This window comes from Lutibacter aestuarii (assembly GCF_042676885.1).
In the GTDB taxonomy this organism is placed as follows: Bacteria; Bacteroidota; Bacteroidia; order Flavobacteriales; family Flavobacteriaceae; genus Lutibacter; species Lutibacter aestuarii.
Genome location: NZ_JBHTIC010000006.1, coordinates 291836 through 311661 on the forward strand (window position 1 = coordinate 291836; position 19826 = coordinate 311661).

Genomic DNA, 19826 nt, shown 5'->3' on the forward strand with positions numbered 1-19826 from the left:
TGAAAAGCAATGAATAATAAAATTAGAATAACTAAACAATTTGATTTTGAAACGGGTCATGCACTATACGGATATGATGGTAAATGTAAAAATGTGCACGGACATAGTTATAAATTATCTGTCACGGTAATTGGAATCCCAATTAATGATACATCAAATGTTAAGTACGGAATGGTTATAGATTTTGGAGATTTAAAAAAAATTGTTGCTTCTGAAATTGTCGATAAATTTGATCATGCTACGGTATTTAATAAAAATACTCCTCACATTGAACTAGCCAATGAATTAGAAAAAAGAGGGCATAATGTTATTTTAGTGGATTATCAACCAACGAGCGAAATGATGCTAGTTGATTTTGCCAAAAAAATTAAAAATAGGTTGCCAAATAATATCAAACTTCATTCTTTAAAATTACAAGAAACAGGAAGTTCACATGCTGAGTGGTATGCAAATGATCAAAGTTAAAACTTAATAGCTTAATTATTTTCCATTAAAAGTATTCATTGTATTGTTTAAGCCTGCTGTACCAAAAGATTTGATTAGCTCACAAGACTTTTCTAAACGTTCAGAAAGTTCTTTAACTTCATTTTCATTCCAATTTCCCATAACATAATCAATTTGTCGTCCTTTAGAGAACTCAGCTCCAACACCAAATCTAAATCGAGGATATTGTTGGGTTTGTAATGTGTTTTGAATATCTTTTAAACCATTATGACCTCCATCGCTTCCTTTACCTTTTAATCTAATAGCTCCAAAAGTTAAATTTAAGTCGTCACAAATTACCAATAAATTTTCTAAAGGAATTTTTTCTTTGGTAAGCCAGTATTTTACAGCTTTTCCACTTAAATTCATATAGGTTGAAGGTTTTAATAATATAAATGTTCTTCCTTTAAATCTAAATTTTGCGATAGCTCCCAATTTTTCACTTTCAAAATTTATGGATTCATTTAAAGCTAACTTGTCTAAAATTTTAAACCCAATATTATGACGAGTTTCATCATATTTTTCTCCAATATTTCCTAGGCCAACAATTAGAAATTTTTTCATATCATTAATAGTTGATTCGTCTTTTATTGAACCGAATAATAATTGTATTACACGTTTAAAGTACATGGTGCAAAAGTACTAAAAAAAGAAGTGGTTTGAATAAAAAGAAAAAAGCGTTGCAATTAATTGCAACGCTTTTGTTAATTTAAAAGTAAGAATGTTATTCTGTAGCTTCTTCAGTTGCAGTTTCTTCACTTTCTTCATCTTCCTCATCATTTGTGGAAACAGCACTACGAGAAGTTCTAACTTGAACTACAACACTGCTTTCAGGATGTAGAATTGATAAATTGTCTTGTGCTAATTCAGCAACTGTTAATTTGCTTCCAATTTTTAATTTAGAAATATCAGCGTTAATAAAGTCTGGTAAATCTGCAGGCAATGCTCTAACACTTAATTTACGCATTGCAAAACGTAAAGAACCACCATTAATAACACCTGGAGATACTCCAACTAATCTTACAGGAATATTCATAGTTACCAATTTATCATCAAATAATTGGTAAAAATCAACATGTAAAATTTTGTCTGTTACTGGGTGAAATTGAATGTCTTGTAAAATAGCATTGTAGGTAACACCTTCTAATTCAATCGTTGCAGTGTATACATTTGGAGTGTACACTAAATTCTTGAATGAAATTTCATCCGCTGAAAAGTGTAGTGGTTTATCCCCTCCGTATAACACGCAAGGTACCTTTCCAGCATTACGTAAGGCTTTAGTTGCAACTTTACCCACGCTTTCTCTTTTAGATCCTGTGATTGTAATTGATTTCATTTATATTTATTTATTAATTATTTACATTAAAAATTGTCCGCTTATGGATGTATTGTCTTGGACTTTATGCATCACATCTGCGAATAAAGGGGCGCAAGATACAACTTTTATTTTAGAACTCTGCTTTTTTAACGGAATTGTATCAGAAACAATAAGTTCTAGTAATTTAGACTTCTCAATATGTTCGTAAGCGTTACCAGAAAGTATAGGATGTGTACATATTGCTCTTACACTAAGTGCTCCTTTTTCCATCATTAAATCTGCAGCTTTGGTTAAAGTACCTCCAGTATCAATCATATCATCAACTAATATTACATGGCGATCTTTTACATCACCAATTAATTCCATTGTACTAATAACATTAGCTTTTAAACGTTGTTTGTAGCATATTACAACCTCACTTTCTAGGTATTTTGAATAAGCATAAGCTCTTTTTGAACCACCCATATCAGGTGATGCAATGGTTATGTTTTCTAAATTTAATTTTTTAACATGAGGAAGAAAAATGGTTGAAGCAAATAAATGATCAACAGGTTTTTCAAAAAACCCTTGTATTTGATCTGCATGTAAATCCATTGTCATTATTCTTGTAGCTCCAGCAGTTTGAATTAAATTAGCTACCAATTTAGCCCCAATAGCCACTCGAGGTTGGTCTTTTCTATCTTGTCGTGCCCATCCAAAATAAGGAATAACAGCTGTAATATGTCTAGCGGATGCTCTTTTAGCAGCATCTAACATTAGTAACATTTCCATTAAATTATCAGCTGTTGGAAATGTTGAACCTATTATAAAAACTCTTCTTCCTCTAACTGATTCTACAAAAGCAGGCTGAAATTCACCATCGCTAAAGCGTGAAACTACTACGTTTCCAAGTTTTACACCATAGCTTTTGGCTATTTTTTCAGCTAATTCTTTACTTTGTGAACAGGCAAAAATTTTAGGTTCTAATTGTGAGCTTCCCATTTTTAGTTGTGTTATTTAATAAGTTTGTATTGTGTTGTTGTTTGTTGCGTGCAAATTTAAAATTATTTGAGCAGTAATTATAGAACTTCGATAAGTTTTTATGTTTTAGATGGAATTTTTTTTTAAATTTGCACACCAATTTGAATAGCCTCGATGGCGGAATTGGTAGACGCGCTGGATTCAAAATCCAGTTCTTTCGGGAGTGTGGGTTCGATTCCCACTCGAGGTACTATAATAAAAAAAGGAAAACAAATAAAGTGTTAAGTAGTTGATATTCAGTATATCTATAAAATTAACCTTATTTTGTTTTCCTTTTTTAATGCTTTTTTTCTAATTTTTGTTACCGTATTATTATCAAAAAAATTAAGATATTCTTGAACTTATAAAATTAAATTGCTGAAATATTTTTCTTAATTGAAAAGACCCCAACTGACTGGGGTCTTTTCAATTAATGGATACAATTAAATTTGCACTCTAAAGGTTTAATTGATTTTAGAATTTGATTGAACTTCAACTAGTGGTACAGGTAAATATGCATGTTCAGTACTATTGAAACTATTTCTTCCTGCAGCTTGCATTGCTTGGTCTAACATCCCCCATCTTCTTAAATCAAAAAATCGAGTAGATTCAAGTGTTAATTCCATTGTTCTTTCGTGAATAATTTGTTCTTTAACTTCACTTTGTGAGCTTATTGTTAAGGCTGGCATTAGACCATGAGTTTCTCTAACTTCATTTATATATGTAATAGCATTTGCTGTATTACCTATTTCATTAAGTGCTTCAGCATACATTAATAAAACATCTGCATAGCGCATTAATACAACATTAACTCCAACATAAGAATTATTCCAAACATAATTTGGCAACCATTTTCTAAAGTATGCAGTTTGATCTTTTGCATTAGGAGATCCGTAAGTATCATTTATTAATACATCCCAAGTACTTCCTTGCATTTCATTGGTATTCGTATCATTATAAAAGGAGTCTTTAAAATAAACTGAACCATAAAGTCTATTATCATACAATCCATTTGTAGCTATCATGCCTTCTTTTTTCATCTCATTTACTAAGGACATTGTAGCTTCTATACCTCCCCAGCCTCCAATACACCAATCACCTACAAATGCATGAAGTCTTGTTGCATTCCAAGAAGACGCATCTCCACTTTTAAATTGCAATTCAAAAATAGATTCGTTATTATTTTCATTTTCGCCATTAAAAAGACTTAAAAAGTTAGGTTCTAAAGAGTAATTACCTACTTTATCAACTACTAATTGTTTAAGAGCGTTTGCAGCATTTTCAAAATCAGTACTTTCTGATGATGAAGCATCTCCGGCTTTATGTAAATATGCTTTTCCTAAGTAGGCTAAAGCTGCGCCTTTGGTAGCTCTACCTAATTTATCTACTTCATTTGTTTCCGACAGCATTGTTGATGCTGCTGTAAAATCAGTAATAATCATATTCCAAGCCTCAGGTCTTGTAGATAATGGTTTGTCTAAAGTTTCTTGTGAAATTAATTCGTCTCTAATAATTATTTGATTGAATAGTGTAAGTAACTTAAAATGGTAATATCCTCTTAAGAAAGTAGCTTCACCAATAATTTGTTTTTTATCGGCGTCGGAAATTTGTTCGGAGGTCATTTTATTAACTTTAGTAATTACTTGGTTGGCAAAGTTTAAACCTTTGTAATTGGTTTTCCATAACACATCAATAAAGGTATGCCCGTTTGTATAAGTAAAATTAAACATAGACATCCAGTGTCCATAATTTGTAGCATCAGGTCCTGGTAAAGCATAATCAGATCTAAAATATTCGACTACAGGTCTACCTTCTTGCCATCCATCCCAAAAGTTACTTCTTGATTCTAATTCTGAATATGCTGCGGTTAAACCTGATTCTGCATCTTCAACATTTCTCCAGAAACTTGAAGATGTAAGCTTATCAGGAGGCGATTGATTTAAAAACTCATCATCATTACAAGATGAGAAGGCTATTAATAAAAATGGAATTATAGCGATTCTATATATATTTTTCATGTGATTATTTTTTTAGGTTAAAATTGAAGTTGCAATCCAAAAATTACAGACTTATATTTTGGATAAAGAGATCTATCAATTCCTCTTGACAAAATACTGCCTCCTATTTCTGGGTCTAGGCCTTTATAATCTGTTATTGTAATTAGATTTTGACCTGTTGCATATACTCTTAATTTATTTATAAAAGAATTTTCTAATACTTTTGAATTCAAAGAATAACCCACTTGTAACGTTTTAAATCTTAAATATGAGCCATTTTCTAAAAAGCGTGTTGAAGCTCGAGTATTTAAATTGGGATCACCTAAAACTGCTCTTGGAATATTTGTGTTTGTGTTTGTTGGTGTCCAGGCATTTAATGTTTCGGTTCTAAAGTTTCTTCCACTGTCCATTCCTAACAATTCAAAACTATTTCCGTTATAAATTTTATTTCCACCCACACCTTGTAAAAAGACGGTAAAATCAAAACCTTTATAGTCGGCAGTTAAATTTAAACTATACTCAAATTTTGGTATTGCAGTTCCTTGATAAACAGCGTCATCATCATTTATAACACCATCATTATTGATATCTTCAAATTTAAGATCACCTGGAGCAGCATCTGGTTGAATTAAATTTCCATTTAAACTATGTGCATCAATTTCTGCTTGATTTTGAAAAATTCCTAAGGAAGTTGGCATAAAAAATGCGCCTGGTTCGTAACCAACTTTTGTTTGGTTTACAAAATGGTCGGAGCCATATTTTAAACCTACACCATATAATACTTGATCATCACTGCTCAATTTAGTTACTTCACTATGTATTGTGGTTAAAGTTGCAAAGACACTATAGTTAAACTCATTGTAGTTATTGTAATATCCTAACTCAAATTCAAATCCATTATTTACAAACTCACCAACATTGATCACTGGGCTATTAATTCCAGCTGATGGTGACACAATTTTAGTAATTAATAAATCAGCTGTTTTACTATTATAGTAGTTCATTGATCCTTTAAATTTATTTTCTAAAAAAGCAAAATCAAGTCCAAAGTTTGATGAAGTATTTGTTTCCCACTGTAAATCATCATTTTGTAAATCTCTAGCAATACTTCCTAAAAAAGAGGTTTGAGGCATTCCAAATACATAACCACCGTCATCTTGACTTTTTCCTTGACTTATTAAAGCAACATAATCATAATAACCTAAAGCACTATCATTACCTGCCTGTCCCCAACTTAATCTTAATTTTAAAAAGTCAACAAAATCTTGGTTTTTCATAAAGTTTTCTTCTGTGATTTTCCATCCCATAGCAAATGAAGGAAAAACGCCATATTTATTATTTTGTCCAAATTTTGAACTACCATCTCTACGAATGCTAGCTTGAACTAAATATTTATTATCAAAAGAATAATTGATTCTCCCAAAATATGAAACTAAGGCATATTCTGCATTTGTACCACTTGCTGTATAAGTTCCATCACTAAAAGCATTAAGTGTATTAAAGCTAGGGTCTAAAATAATTGCAGGAATTTTATTTCCATCATCATCAAATTTATAACCTTCACCTTGAGTAAATGTTTCTTTAAAAGGCTCAGAAATTCTTTGATAACCAATTAACACATCAAAGATGTTCTTTTTTACCTCAAAATTATAATTAGCGGTATATTCTTGATTAATTCTACGAAATTCACTTATATATTCAGAAACATATGAATATTCTCTAGATTCAGTATCTTGGACATCTCTTACTCTAAATGGTTCATGAAAATTAAAGGTATAATTATTTAAATTAGACATTGATAAGTTTGCATTTATATTTAAACCGTCAATAATTTCGTATCCAACATTCACATTACCAGAAAAGTATTTCAAATTTGTATGATTTTGTCGAAGGAAATCATTTTCTCCAATTGGGTTTCTATGATCGGGAATGTCTCCATCTCTATAACCATAACCAGATTGTTTTGTTTCATCATATATTGGAATTAATGGAGAGATCATATATGTTTCTCTTAAAGAAAACTTATAAGGATCGGTAGTTGTTTCACTATAATTAAGCTTTGTTGTAACTTTTAATTTTTCTTTTGTAATTCCAATATTAGCATTTATTCCTTTTTTTGAAAACCCTGAGCCAATTAATAAACCCTCTTCGTTTGCATAATTTCCGCTTACACTATAATTTATAAAGTCTGAAGCTCCACTTAATCTCGCATTTAACAAATAAAGATTTCCATTTTGATGTGTTTCATCAACCCAATTAGTATTGACAGAAGGAGGATTTTGAACATACGTTGGTAAACTAACCCCAGCATTTTCAAACATTTGTTTATGTACACTTACATAACCATCAGCATCTAAAACGTTCATTTTATTTCTTGCAGAATTCATGCTATATGAAGTTTCTATATTAACTGAAGGCTTTCCTATTTTTCCTTTTTTAGTAGTAATAATAATAACTCCATTAGCTGCTCTTGTACCATAAATTGCACCAGATGCAGCATCTTTTAAAACTTCAATTGATGCAATATTATTGGCATCTAAAAAATAGGAGTCAGATTGAACGCCATCAACAATATATAATGGTTGATTGTTTCCAAAACTACCCACCCCTCTAATCATAATTTCAGCAGCTGAACCTGGACTACCTGAAGATGAAGTAACACTAACACCAGCTACTTTACCTTGTAAAGCATCCATAGGTTCTGTAGTTACAACCTGAGTTAAATCATCTCCTTTAACCTGACCAATAGCTCCAGTTACATCACTCTTTTTTTGAGTTCCATAACCAATAACTATTACTTCATCTAAATTTTCTGCACCTTCTAATAAAGAAACATTTATTGTTGTTTGGTTTCCTACGGTAATTTCTTGCGTAATATATCCTAAATAACTGTAAACCAATACTGTTTCTTTATTAGGAACTTCAATTGAATAGTTTCCTTCAAAGTCAGATTGTACACCAATAGATTGATTACTTTTAATAGTAACTGTTGCCCCAGGAAATGGGACTCCTGCAGTGTCAGTTATCGTTCCATTTACTCTAATGCTTTGAGAAAAAGAATTGGAAGTAAACCCAAACGTTACTAACATAAAAAGCAATAAAAACAGACTGTTAAAAGACTGGTTTTGATTTGTTGATTGTTTTTTCATATTAAAAAAGTTAATTATTAGAATTTGTACATACTTTAAATTTTGTATGAGTTTTGTCATTTCAAATATTGAATTATTTTCTCGAAAAAAGTTAAAAATGGACTTTACTTGACCTTTACATTAGGTCTAAATACTTTTTTTAAAGTGTTTTTAATATGAAGTAAAAAAAGAGTAATGTTATTATTGAAATATCAGAATTATATCTCATATAAAAGATTAAAATAAAAAGAAGAAACTTTTATATGAGATAAAGTTATACGGGTTTAATGTGGTGAGAAACTAAATATTTTCTAGAAAATTAATTAAGTTTTCTTTTTTATCTAAGTTTAATTTTTTTCTCAATCGGTGTCTACTAATTTCTACAGAATTTAGAGAAATGTTATTAATATTAGATATTTCTTTAGAACTAAGTTTAAGTTTAACTTGTACTGCTAGTTGTACATCTTTATTAGTTAGGTGTGGATATTTCTCTTTAATTTTGAATAAAAAATCACTTTGTAAAGTTTCTACGTTTGTGTGGAATTTTTGTAAATCTTCATTAATATTTAGCTTAAATGCATATTCTTTTATAAGTGCATTAATATCTTTTTTTATTTGATTTATATCTGTAAAATTTAAACTTTTAAAAGATTTGGTCAAATCTCCATATATTGATGTTCTTTGAGATATAAACAACGCTAAATTTGTCAATTCTTTCATACGAAATTCTAACTTGTGCTCAAGGTTTTCTTGAAGAAGTGATTGTGTTTTTAATTTTTCTTTTGAAAGTCTTTCACTTTGTAAATAAATAGCTTTTTTCTTTTTTATATTATTCCAAAGTGAAACAATGATAAGAATTCCTATAATGACTAATAATATAGAGCCTACAAGTAACGATTTTCTTTTTTGCGCCTCTAGGTTTCTTTGTTGTTCTAGTAATTTAATTTCTGATTTTCTTCGCTCTGCTTCATAAAGAATTCTCATTTCTGCCAATTTTTCACTTTTATTACTTGAAAAAATTTCAGACTTTCCTAAATCATATGTTTTATATTTGTTAAGTGCATTTTTGTAATCTCCAATTGCTAAATAGTAATCAGACATAATTCTATCATTTTCAACTATCCATTCTTTAGTATCCATTAAACCGTTCATAATTAGTCTAGATTCTTTTAATAATGAATAGCATTTATCATAATTTTTAAGCATTAGATATACTATTGAAAGTTCATTTAAAATATCAACTTTATTATGATCGTCTTTAATTTGATTGGTGATTTCTAAAGAAGATTCTAAAAATGTTTTAGCAGAATCAAGTTCATGAATTTTTCGATAGCAAATGCCCATATTTTTCATAGTTTCGGCAATTCTATCTTTATTTTTAAACTCTTTTTTTAGCGCTAAAGACTTTTTGAAAAAAGATAATGCCAAATTGCAATTTCCTTTTCTTTCATGAATTAAGCCAATACTATTATAGCTATACGCTATTCGTTGTTTGTCACCTATTTTTTCGTGTAGTTTTAAGGTTTCTATATGGTATTCTAAAGCTTTATCAAAATACGCAATATCATAATACAACCATCCTAGGGTGCGTAATGTAAAAGCTAAGTCGTAATCATTGCCAATTTTCTTTCTAATTTCTAAAGATTTTAGCCCTAATTCTAAAGCTTTGTTGTAAAAATCATTAAACAAATAACCTTGACAAAGATTAATAAGTGCTAACCCTTCTTGGCTTTTATCATTAAATTTTTGGGATAAGTTTAAGGCTTCATTTGCATATTCTATAGTTTTATTTGGATTTATAGGCCAATAAATTTCTGCAACTCTATTTAATAAAGGTATTTTATCTTTTCCTGTTGAGTAAGGTAAAATAGTTAATAAACTATCTAACTCTTTTTTAGATTCGCTTGGGTTTTCATCCCAAATATTAGTTTGAGAATACACCGGAAAACAAATAAATACAAGGAAGAAAAAAATAATTTTAATCAATATTTTCATAAGCTAATGATTGATAAAGTATTAAATAAAGGTGAAATAAATATAAAAACTTCCAAAAATCTCATCAGGTTACAAATATAGATATTATAGATTGATATGTTTTTAAAACGATGAAATGAAAGGTTAAGTAAAGGTCTTTTTTGAATAAATAAAGAAAAATAATCGAAATTTGTTGCAATTGTATTTTTAGAAAATAAATGAATTGAAAAAATGTATTTAAATAAAGTAGTTAAGCATATAGTTATTTTAATTTTGGTTATCAATTTTAGTTGTAATAAATCAAAAGAGCCGCTAAAAATTGATAAGAAAGTTGATTATCTTAATTATAGTAAAAATATTCTTGATTATAGAATCACTCCAAAAGATTCTATAGATAAATCGGGTTTAATGTTTTCAGATCAGGGAGCTTGGTTTGCTTATGGTTTTCCAAATTCAATTTCAAGTTATGGCGGTTTTTCCGGTCCTTTTTTAATGACTCAACAAAATGGAATTTGGAGTAGCCCTTCTCTTGCAAAGTTACAATTAAAAAATGTTGAATGGAAGGCTATAGAAACCAATAGCTTTAATAGCCATTTAGAGCAAACTTTTAAAAGTAAAAATATTGAATTAAAACAAGAATTAGTTTTTAGTTCTGGACATACTGCCATAATTAGATCAACCATTACTAATAAAAGTAATAGCAACATAAAAATTGAATATCAGTGGGGAAATCAAGGGTTGTTAACTAAAAATTTAACACTGTCATCAACTAAAAATAGATTAAAAATAACCTCGTCTAAAAGTACAGCAACTGGTTATTTATTGTTTCCAAATGAAACTGTAATATCGAGTTCAAAAACAACCTATACAACTGTTCCTACAACCTTGGAGTTAAAGCCTAATGAATTTAAAGAACTTATAGTTTCACAAACCTTCATATTTCCAGAATATTCATGGGAGCAAGAAAAAAAGGAAGTCCTTAAAAGTAATTTTGAGCTTGTTTTAAAAGCCCGAAAATTAGAAAAAGAGGAGCAATTAGCTCACTTAATTTCTAATCAGAAAAAACAATTTATTGCAAAAAAATATTCAGAGGCGTTAGCTAAATCAATTTTAACATTACAAAATAATTGGCGTATCCCAGCTGGAGAACTCAAATTTGAAGGCTTGTTTCCAAGCTATCATTACAAATGGTTTAATGGTTTTTGGTCTTGGGATTCGTGGAAACACGCAGTAGGCCTGTCTTATTTCAATATTGAATTGGCTAAAAATCAAATTAGAGCTATGTTTGATTTTCAAAGTGAAGATGGTTTTGTAGTTGATTGTATATATAGAGACACCAATATTGAACCTCATAATTATAGAGATACCAAACCACCTCTTTCTGCATGGGCAGTTGTCAAAATTTTTGAAAAAGACAACAATCTTAAGTTTGTTAAAGAGCTATACCCAAAATTAAAAAAATATCATTATTGGTGGTATAATAAACGAGATCACGATAAAGATGGCTTGTGTGAATACGGTTCAACTGATGGAACTTTAATTGCTGCAAAATGGGAAAGCGGAATGGATAATGCCATTAGATTTGATGATTCAATCATTTTAAAAAATGAAGAAGGAGCTTATTCTTTAAATCAAGAAAGTGTAGATTTAAACGCATATCTATATGCAGAAAAATTGTACTTAGCACAACTAGCAGAAGCAATTCAAAAAAATGAAGATGTGGAAGTTTATAAAAATGAAGCTGAAATTTTAAAAACTCGCATTCAAAATCAATTTTATGATACCAAAGACGGATGGTTTTACGATACCAATTTAGAAGGGAACAAATTTATTAAAGGTGAAGGGAGTGAAGGTTGGATACCGCTTTGGGCTAATGTGGTTTCCAAAAAACAAGCAGAAACAGTTAAAAACCTTATAATGGATCCTAAAAAGTTTTTCACAAAAGTACCATTCCAAACTATGAGTGCAGATCATCCAAAATTCAATCCTTTAAAAGGGTATTGGAGAGGTCCAAATTGGTTAGATCAAGCTTATTTTGGTGTTAAAGGCTTGAGAAATTATAATTTTAACACTGAAGCAGATTTAGCAACAGTTAAAATATTAGAAGGAGCTGAAGGAATTTTAGGGAAGGGAAAATCGATTAGAGAAAATTATCATCCAATTACAGGAGAAGGCCTAAATGCTCAAAATTTTAGCTGGAGTGCTGCTCACATTATTATGCTTTTAACAGATTAATAACAATGAATTACTACAATTTATCTTCAACTGAGCAAGCTAAAAGCAATTTTTATAAACTATACAAATCAATGAAAATAACATTACTAGTTTTAATTATTTCTTTTGTGGTTATTTCTTGTAAACAGGAGGAATTAAACAATATACCTGAACAAAAAAATCATTTCAATCACCAAATATTTGAAGAAAACAAATTGCCTCCAAGAGCTACTTTTTTTGGTGCAGAATCTCCTAAAATTATTGAAAAGGAAAATTCACGCCGATTTTTAAATCTAAATGGTGATTGGAAGTTTAATTGGGTAAAAAATCCCCAAAAACGCCCTACAACTTTTCAAAACATAGAATTTAATGATAACCAGTGGGGAATAATTAAAGTGCCTTCAAATTGGGAGGTTGCAGGTTATGGTTACCCAATATATTTGGATGAACGTTACCCCTTTACAACAAAATGGCCAAATGCTCCAACAGAATACAATCCCGTAGGAACTTATAGAAAAGAAATTGTACTTAAAGAAGAGTTTTTATTTGAGGATGTTATACTGCATTTTGCAGGAGTAAAATCGGCTATGTACGTATATGTAAATGGAAGTTACGTAGGTTATTCACAAGGTAGCAAAACCCCTGCAGAATTCAATATTACAAGTTATTTAAAAGAAGGTAAAAATCTTATTGCGCTACAGTTATTTAGATGGAGCGATGCAAGTTATTTGGAAAGTCAAGATATGTTAAGGATGAGTGGTATTGAACGAGATGTTTATTTATATACTCAACCAAAAGTTTTTATTTCTGACTACTATGCAAACACCAATCTTGATGATTTATACTTAAATGGTATTTTTAAAGGAACTGTTTCAATTTCAAATACTTCAAATACTAAAAGCACTAGAACCATTTCGCTTGAAATTATAGATGGGGAGCATTCAGTTTTTAAAACTTTGAAAAAAATTGAAATAAACGCATACTCTTCTATTAAATTTAAAGCTGAAAAAATTGTTGAGTTTGTAAAAAAATGGTCTGCAGAACTTCCAGAACTGTATCAATTAAAAATTAGCTTGAATGATAATGAAAATCCTAAAAACAACCAATTTATAACAAAAAACATTGGATTTAAGCGTGTGGAAATTATCAATAGCCAAGTATTAATTAACGGAAAAGCTATTTATTTTAAGGGTGTTAATCGACACGAAACGGATCCTTTTACAGGGCATGTGGTTGCTAAAGAAACTATGGAAAAAGACATACAATTAATGAAACAAAATAACATTAATGCAGTACGTTGTTCACATTACCCAAATAATCCTTATTGGTTAGATTTATGCGATACATACGGTTTATATGTAATTAATGAAGCGAATATTGAAAGCCATCCATTAGCAATAAATAAAAATACTCAAATTGGTGATGAAATAACTTGGTTACCAGCTCATATGATGCGAACTCAACGTATGTTTTATAGAGATAGAAATCATGTGTCAATTTATTCATGGTCTTTAGGAAATGAAGCAGGTGAAGGTCAGGTTTTTAGGACCACCTATCAATGGTTAAAAGAAAATGACCAAAATAGAATAGTTCAATATGAACCTGCTGGGAAAAAAAATTATACCGATTTATATTGTCCCATGTACCCACGACCTGAAAATTTAATTGCTCATGGAAAATCAAATTCTGAAAAACCTTCAATAATGATTGAATATGCACATGCGATGGGGAATTCCGTTGGGAATTTACAAGATTATTGGAATATAATTGAAAAATATCCAAATTTACAAGGTGGATATATTTGGGATTGGGTTGATCAAAGTTTAGAATATAAAGATGAAAATGGAAAACCATATTTAGCGTATGGACACGATTTTCATCCAGATTTACCAACCGATGGTAATTTTTTAAATAACGGATTAGTTGATCCATATAGAAATCCGCATCCTCATATAACTGAAGTTAAGAAAGTATATGAACCTGCTCAATTTAATTATTTAGGAAACGGAATTATTGAAATTGAAAATAAAAACTTTTTTGTTGATTTTTCAGATAAAAATATAGCTTGGAAACTATTGGCTGATGGTAAAACCTTTCTTAAAGGAAACCTTGCAAATATAGCAGTACTACCTCAACAAAAAAGAAACTTTATATTGCAAAATTTCCCTAAAAGTTTCGACGCTAATAAAGAGTATATTTTAGAAATAAGTTTACTTCAAAAAGATGCTACAAAATTAATACCTGTAGGTTTTGAAATAGCTTGGGATCAATTTAAACTGAATGAAGTGATTAAAAAATCAGTTTCAAGTTCAAAAGAAAATACATTGGAGATTATTGCTTCTGAAAACGGAATTGAGTTGAAAAATGATAAAACTAATTTAAAAATAAACGCTACATCTGGTGAAATTATTTCTTGGGTATTTGACGGAAATGAAATTACTAATCAACCTATCCGTCCTAATTTTTGGAGACCTCCAACTGACAATGATTTAGGAAATGGAATGGACAAATGGGCAAAGGTATGGCAAAATGCATCGTACAATTACACCTCAAAATTAATCAATAAACCTCAAAAGAATAAAAATGGGGTTTCTTTTAAGGTTGAGTACAACTTTCCAAATAATGAAGCTACTGTTTTTATAAATTATTTGATTGCAAATAATGGAAATTTAAAAGTAGATTATGCTTTCAGTCCAAATAAAAAAGAGCTGCCAAATATACCAAGAATAGGAATGTACCTTACAATTCCAAATAATTTTACAGAGGTATCTTGGTATGGTAACGGACCTAATGAAAGTTATTGGGATAGAAAAACAGGTGTTAAAACTGGAGTATATTCAGGAAAAATTGAAGCGCAATTCCATCGCTATCTGCGACCACAAGAAACAGGTAATAAAACAGATATTAGATGGATGGAATTAGCTTCTGAAAATATGACTCTAAAAGTTTCATCCAAAGAACAATTATTAAATGTAAGTGTTTGGCCTTTTGATATGAAAGAAATTGATTTTAATAGTGACGAGGCTTTAAAATCAGCGTCTGGGTTAGTTCCTGTAACTAAAAAGCATGGTGCTGATATTAAAATTGGAAATACCATTCAATGGAATATTGATTTTTTACAAATGGGAGTTGGCGGTGATACTTCTTGGGGAAGACTACCACATCAAGAATATACGATTTCAGCAAATCAAAAATACAGTTACTCATTTACAATTCAACCAATAGTAAACTAATTTTAAAAATTACATTTGTTTTTCTAAAGCACTTCACTATAAAACGCTTCTATAATCATCTTAAATAGATATGACACCAGTATTATTTTTAATGACCATAGGTTTAATTCTTGGATATGTTTTCAGAAACAAACCCCAATTTATTTTATGTTCAAGCAAGATTACAACACTAATTATTTATATGTTATTATTTCTTTTAGGAATTGGAGTTGGTTTAAATAAAACCATTATTTCTAATATGACAAATATTGGCATACAAGCTTTTTTAATCACTTTTGGAGCGGTGTTAGGAAGTCTAATTTTTGCATATATCACTTACAAATTATTCTTTATCAATAAAAATGAAAAATAGTATTATTATACTTTTAATGTTTATAGTGGGTGTGGTTTTAGGTATGTATAAATTTTTACCCGATTTTTTGATAGAAAATGATTTTTCCAAGTACTCATTATATGCCTTAATGTTTTTTGTAGGTATAGGAATTGGGGCAGATAGTAACGCACTTAGTATCATTCGTAAAACAAAAATTAAAATTATACTAGTTCCGCTTTGTGTTATTTTAGGTTCATTATTAGGAGCAACATTAATATCATTTTTTATTTCTGAAATTAGTATAATTGAAGCTATGGCTGTAGCTGCTGGATTTGGATATTATAGTTTATCTTCTATATTTATAACAGAAATTAGTGGAGAAACTTTAGGGGTTATCGCCTTATTGTCTAATATTTCAAGAGAAATAATTACGCTTTTAGCTACACCTTTTTTTGTAAAATATTTTGGTAAACTGGGAGGTATTGTATCTGGTGGGGCTACTTCTATGGATACCTGTTTACCTATTATTTCAGAAAGTACAGGGAAAGAATGGGCAATTATAGCTGTTTTTAGTGGTGTTGTTTTGACAGTAATTGTACCTTTTTTAGTTCCATTTATATTAACATTTATTTAAAAGAAGTTAGATTTAAACCTATTAAGTAAATCAAAAACAAAACAATTCTATTATTTCTATAGTATATTTGTTGAGTTTGATGTTATTTAAATAAATCTAAAAACTAAAAAGCAGTAATGAATAAAGAAGCTTTCCTTCGGAAATTTATGGAAGAAATTTGGAATAATAAAAAAATTGATAAAGTTGAACAATTTATTGATAAAGAATATACAATTCATCTTGATACTGCTGATCCTTGGGAAGGAAAAACCTTGTCGTATTCTGAATTTAAAGAACGTTTAAAATTTTCGTTTGATTCATTTCCAGATATGAATTTTGAAATAGCATCTGCTATTTCAGAAGAAAATCATGTAGCAATAACTTGGATTTTAACAGGCACAAATCTTGGAATGATTGGAGATCACCCACCTACTAATAAATCAATTAAAACAAAAGGATTTACCATTTATCATTTCAAAAACCATTTAATTAGTGGACATACACAAATATTTGATAGAAAAACTGTTGTGCAACAACTAGGATTTATTTGATATGAAAACAAAAAAAAGAGCTTAAAGAAACTTACTAACAAATGAAACCTCCAATGGGGGTGTTTCAAATAAAAAACTTAAACACTAATAAAGTGTTGATTGATAGTAGTATTGACATGGTGTTTAAATGGAATAGACACAAAATGGAACTCAAATTTGGAACTCATAGAAACAAAAAATTACAAAAAGCAAAGATGTTTTTTGAATTAGGAATAAAATATTATCCTAAAAGTCCTAATGTATATAATTCAATGGCAGATTATTATATTTCTCAAAAAGACAATAAAAAAGCTTTAGAATATGCAACTAAAGCCTATGAAATAAGTAGCAATGATTATTTTGCAAAGAGAATAAAAACTTTAAAAAACTGAAATGAAATTCAACCCTTTTCCAATATTAGAAACTGAAAGACTTTTATTAAGAGAATTGAATGTAAATGATGCGAAATCTTTTTATCAACTAAATCTTGATAAAGAAGTTATGAAATATACTGGAGAAGGAGCATTTAAAGATATTGAGGAATCTAAAAAATTCTTAGAAAATTATGACCAATATAAAAAATATGGAATAGGAAGATGGGCAGTAATCAACAAAGAAAATAAAGAATTTTTAGGTTGGTGTGGACTTAAATTTACAGAAAATCTTAATGAATATGATATTGGATTTAGATTTTTTAGAAAACATTGGAATAAAGGATATGCAACTGAATCCGCAAAAGCTTGTGTTAATTTTGGACTAAATAAATTTAAAATAACTGAAATTATTGGTAGAGCAATGAAAGATAATAAAGCGTCCATTAAAGTGTTGGAAAAAATTGGACTTATGTATGATAGAGATTTTGATTTTGAAGGATCTAAAGGTGTAATTTATAAAATAAAAGCTTAGTAAAATCTTTTCTTATAGGTTCTGTTTTTAAATTTGAACGATTCAAATCATCATTCATTATAATTTGCCATCATAATAAATAAAGAAGCCAATTAACAAAACATATAGTTTAGAACAAATTATTCAAGTCAGTTATCATATAAATCGAAAACATTACAATAGTATTCTATAATTGATAACTTTTTAACAATAGAGATTTTAAAAATGGTTATAACATTTAAAAAAAATGGTTTTTAAAATTTATACTGAACAAATATTTTAATTTTTATAGGAAGTAAATTGTTTAAAAAAGTTACATTATAAATATAATCAACCCTTTTTTAATAGAGGCTAATAAAGAGGTTAAATTATTTTTAATAAATTTGATGTTAAATTTTCTGTAAATTAATTACAGATATGAAAGATGTGTAAATGAATAATAACTTAAATATCAATAATTCTGAGTTTATAGATTTAATTAATGAGGGAGATGCAAATGCATTTCAGTTATTATTTAAACTTTATAGATCTAAATTGTTATTTATTGCAAATAGTTATATTTCTTGCAATGAAGATGCTGAAGAGATTATTCAAGATGTATTTTTAAAAGTTTGGTCTCAAAAAAATATTCAAACTAATATCAATGGATATATCTATACAGTTACTAGAAATGCTTGTTTGGATTATTTGAGAAAAAAGAAACAAACATTAAATATTGAAAATAATACACAACAAATTGAGGCTTCAATAAATTACAAAGCAATTGCAGATGATTTAGCTTCTTCTATTATTGAAAAAGAATTAGAAGAAGCAATTATGAATGGAATTGAATTTTTACCTGAAAAATGTAAAAATGTTTTTGTAATGAGTAGAATTGAAGGTTTAAAGCATAAAGAAATATCAAAAGAGCTTAATATATCTACTAAAACTGTTGAAAATCATATTACTAAGGCAATAAAGCATATGAGACTTTATCTTCGAGAGTTTTTATCTTTTTTTTAATAATACCGATAAAATTTTATCTTTTTTTTAAATATTGTAGGGGATACGTATGAATAGTTACGTCATATAAGTATATAACCTCTTAAAAATGCAAGAAAAATATATTATAAAGTATATAGAAGGAAAAAGTACACTTTCAGAAAAGAAAAAAGTATTGGAATGGATTAGAGAAAGTGAAAGTAATCAAAATAAATTTAATTTTCTAAAGGCTAAGTATATAGGGCAGGCACTTAAAGAAATTAAAAATAATAATAATGAATCTCATTATATAAATTTTAGTAAAAAAATTAAAAATAAAAAAAGATATGTGCTCAGTTCGGTTGGTGTAGCAGTTTTATTTTTAAGTGTACTCTTATTTTGGAACTATCAAGAAATAAACAATAATAGTTATGTTAATTCTAAAGAATTAATTAAAGATAAAGAGGAAGAAAAAGATTTGTTTAATGAAATTACATCTAATAGTAATGAACAAGAAGTTATATTACCAGATGGCTCAATAATTTCTTTAAATATAGATAGTAAATTAATTTATCCTAAAAAGTTTAAAGATACTATTAGAGAGGTAACACTCATAGGAGAAGCTTTTTTTGATATAAAAAGAAACGTTAATAAACCTTTTATAGTAAATGCAAATGAACTAAAAATAAGAGTTTTAGGAACTAGTTTTAATGTAAAATCTTATGAAAAAGATAGTAAAATTGAAACAACATTAGTCACAGGAAAAGTAGAATTAATTAAAGATAAAGATACCCCTATAGTTTTAACGCCATCTCAAAAAGCTGTTTTTAATAAGGCTGAGAAAAAAATGAAAATTGAAGAAGTTAACTCTTCTGATGTGATAGCTTGGAGAGAGGGAAAATTAATTTTTAATAAAACAAGTCTAAAAGATGTTATAAAAGATTTGGAAAGAAAATATCAAGTTCAGTTTGTTGTGAGTTCTGAAAGTTTGTTAGAATATGAATATACTGGAACGTTTGATAATTTAAAGATCAAAGAAGTTTTAGACTTGTTAAGTATATCATCTCCAATTAAATATTCAATAAAAAATGAGAAAATAATATTAAAAATGAAATAAAAAAAGAGAGTGCGGCAACACTCTCCTTAAATAATTAATAATCATCAAATCACGCAAATGAA

16 protein-coding genes and 1 tRNA gene are annotated in these 19826 nt (G+C 28.7%); 11 read left to right on the plus strand and 6 right to left on the minus strand.

Features of this window, described 5'->3' with window-relative positions; all coding sequences use genetic code 11:
• Nucleotides 1-9: 9 nt before the first annotated feature.
• Entirely contained in the window at nt 10-465 is a 456-nt protein-coding gene (locus ACFQZW_RS06020) for a 6-pyruvoyl trahydropterin synthase family protein (protein ID WP_298262702.1), read from the plus strand.
• Nucleotides 466-480: 15 nt separating this feature from the next.
• Here ACFQZW_RS06020 and pth read toward each other — a convergent pair whose 3' ends face one another.
• From pth to ACFQZW_RS06035, 3 genes are all read right to left on the minus strand, one after another.
• Entirely contained in the window at nt 481-1047 is a 567-nt protein-coding gene (gene pth / locus ACFQZW_RS06025) for an aminoacyl-tRNA hydrolase (RefSeq protein ID WP_386781778.1), read from the minus strand.
• A 160-nt stretch (nt 1048-1207) separates the two neighbouring features.
• Entirely contained in the window at nt 1208-1819 is a 612-nt protein-coding gene (locus ACFQZW_RS06030; RefSeq protein WP_386781780.1) for a 50S ribosomal protein L25/general stress protein Ctc, read from the minus strand.
• Between the two features lie 21 nt (nt 1820-1840).
• Entirely contained in the window at nt 1841-2782 is a 942-nt protein-coding gene (locus ACFQZW_RS06035; RefSeq protein ID WP_298262699.1) for a ribose-phosphate pyrophosphokinase, read from the minus strand.
• A 147-nt stretch (nt 2783-2929) separates the two neighbouring features.
• Here ACFQZW_RS06035 and ACFQZW_RS06040 point away from each other — a divergent pair.
• Nucleotides 2930-3011 (plus strand) — tRNA-Leu (locus tag ACFQZW_RS06040).
• 253 nt (nt 3012-3264) lie between these two features.
• Here the strand turns inward: ACFQZW_RS06040 and ACFQZW_RS06045 are convergent.
• The 3 genes from ACFQZW_RS06045 to ACFQZW_RS06055 form a co-directional block, all read right to left on the minus strand.
• On the minus strand, nt 3265-4818 hold the full coding sequence (locus ACFQZW_RS06045) for a RagB/SusD family nutrient uptake outer membrane protein (protein WP_386781783.1): 1554 nt from the start codon (nt 4816-4818) through the stop codon (nt 3265-3267).
• A 17-nt stretch (nt 4819-4835) separates the two neighbouring features.
• Nucleotides 4836-7946 (minus strand): SusC/RagA family TonB-linked outer membrane protein, encoded by a 3111-nt coding sequence (locus tag ACFQZW_RS06050; protein ID WP_298262697.1) that lies wholly within the window; start codon nt 7944-7946, stop codon nt 4836-4838.
• Nucleotides 7947-8225: 279 nt separating this feature from the next.
• Nucleotides 8226-9920, minus strand: a complete 1695-nt coding sequence (locus tag ACFQZW_RS06055) for a tetratricopeptide repeat protein (protein WP_298262696.1) — start codon at nt 9918-9920, stop codon at nt 8226-8228.
• A 210-nt stretch (nt 9921-10130) separates the two neighbouring features.
• Between ACFQZW_RS06055 and ACFQZW_RS06060 the strand changes: the two genes are divergently transcribed.
• From ACFQZW_RS06060 to ACFQZW_RS06100, 9 genes are all read left to right on the plus strand, one after another.
• Nucleotides 10131-12134: an MGH1-like glycoside hydrolase domain-containing protein gene (locus ACFQZW_RS06060; protein ID WP_298285080.1), complete on the plus strand. Its 2004-nt coding sequence runs from the start codon at nt 10131-10133 to the stop codon at nt 12132-12134.
• A gap of 71 nt (nt 12135-12205) precedes the next feature.
• A complete protein-coding gene (locus ACFQZW_RS06065; RefSeq protein ID WP_386781787.1) occupies nt 12206-15346 on the plus strand; it encodes a glycoside hydrolase family 2 TIM barrel-domain containing protein in 3141 nt (1046 codons plus the stop codon).
• A gap of 70 nt (nt 15347-15416) precedes the next feature.
• Nucleotides 15417-15698, plus strand: coding sequence for a LysO family transporter (locus tag ACFQZW_RS06070; RefSeq protein ID WP_298262693.1), 282 nt, complete (start codon nt 15417-15419; stop codon nt 15696-15698).
• A complete protein-coding gene (locus tag ACFQZW_RS06075; protein WP_386781790.1) occupies nt 15688-16293 on the plus strand; it encodes a lysine exporter LysO family protein in 606 nt (201 codons plus the stop codon). Before ACFQZW_RS06070 ends, ACFQZW_RS06075 begins: the two co-directional genes overlap by 11 nt.
• A 116-nt stretch (nt 16294-16409) precedes the next feature.
• Nucleotides 16410-16823, plus strand: a complete 414-nt coding sequence (locus ACFQZW_RS06080) for an ester cyclase (RefSeq protein ID WP_386781792.1) — start codon at nt 16410-16412, stop codon at nt 16821-16823.
• Between the two features lie 41 nt (nt 16824-16864).
• Entirely contained in the window at nt 16865-17194 is a 330-nt protein-coding gene (locus ACFQZW_RS06085) for a hypothetical protein (protein ID WP_386781794.1), read from the plus strand.
• A 1-nt stretch (nt 17195) separates the two neighbouring features.
• Nucleotides 17196-17708, plus strand: coding sequence for a GNAT family N-acetyltransferase (locus ACFQZW_RS06090; RefSeq protein ID WP_298262689.1), 513 nt, complete (start codon nt 17196-17198; stop codon nt 17706-17708).
• Nucleotides 17709-18119: 411 nt separating this feature from the next.
• Entirely contained in the window at nt 18120-18689 is a 570-nt protein-coding gene (locus ACFQZW_RS06095) for an RNA polymerase sigma-70 factor (protein ID WP_298262688.1), read from the plus strand.
• Nucleotides 18690-18777: 88 nt separating this feature from the next.
• On the plus strand, nt 18778-19764 hold the full coding sequence (locus tag ACFQZW_RS06100) for a FecR family protein (protein WP_298285066.1): 987 nt from the start codon (nt 18778-18780) through the stop codon (nt 19762-19764).
• Nucleotides 19765-19826 lie beyond the last annotated feature (62 nt).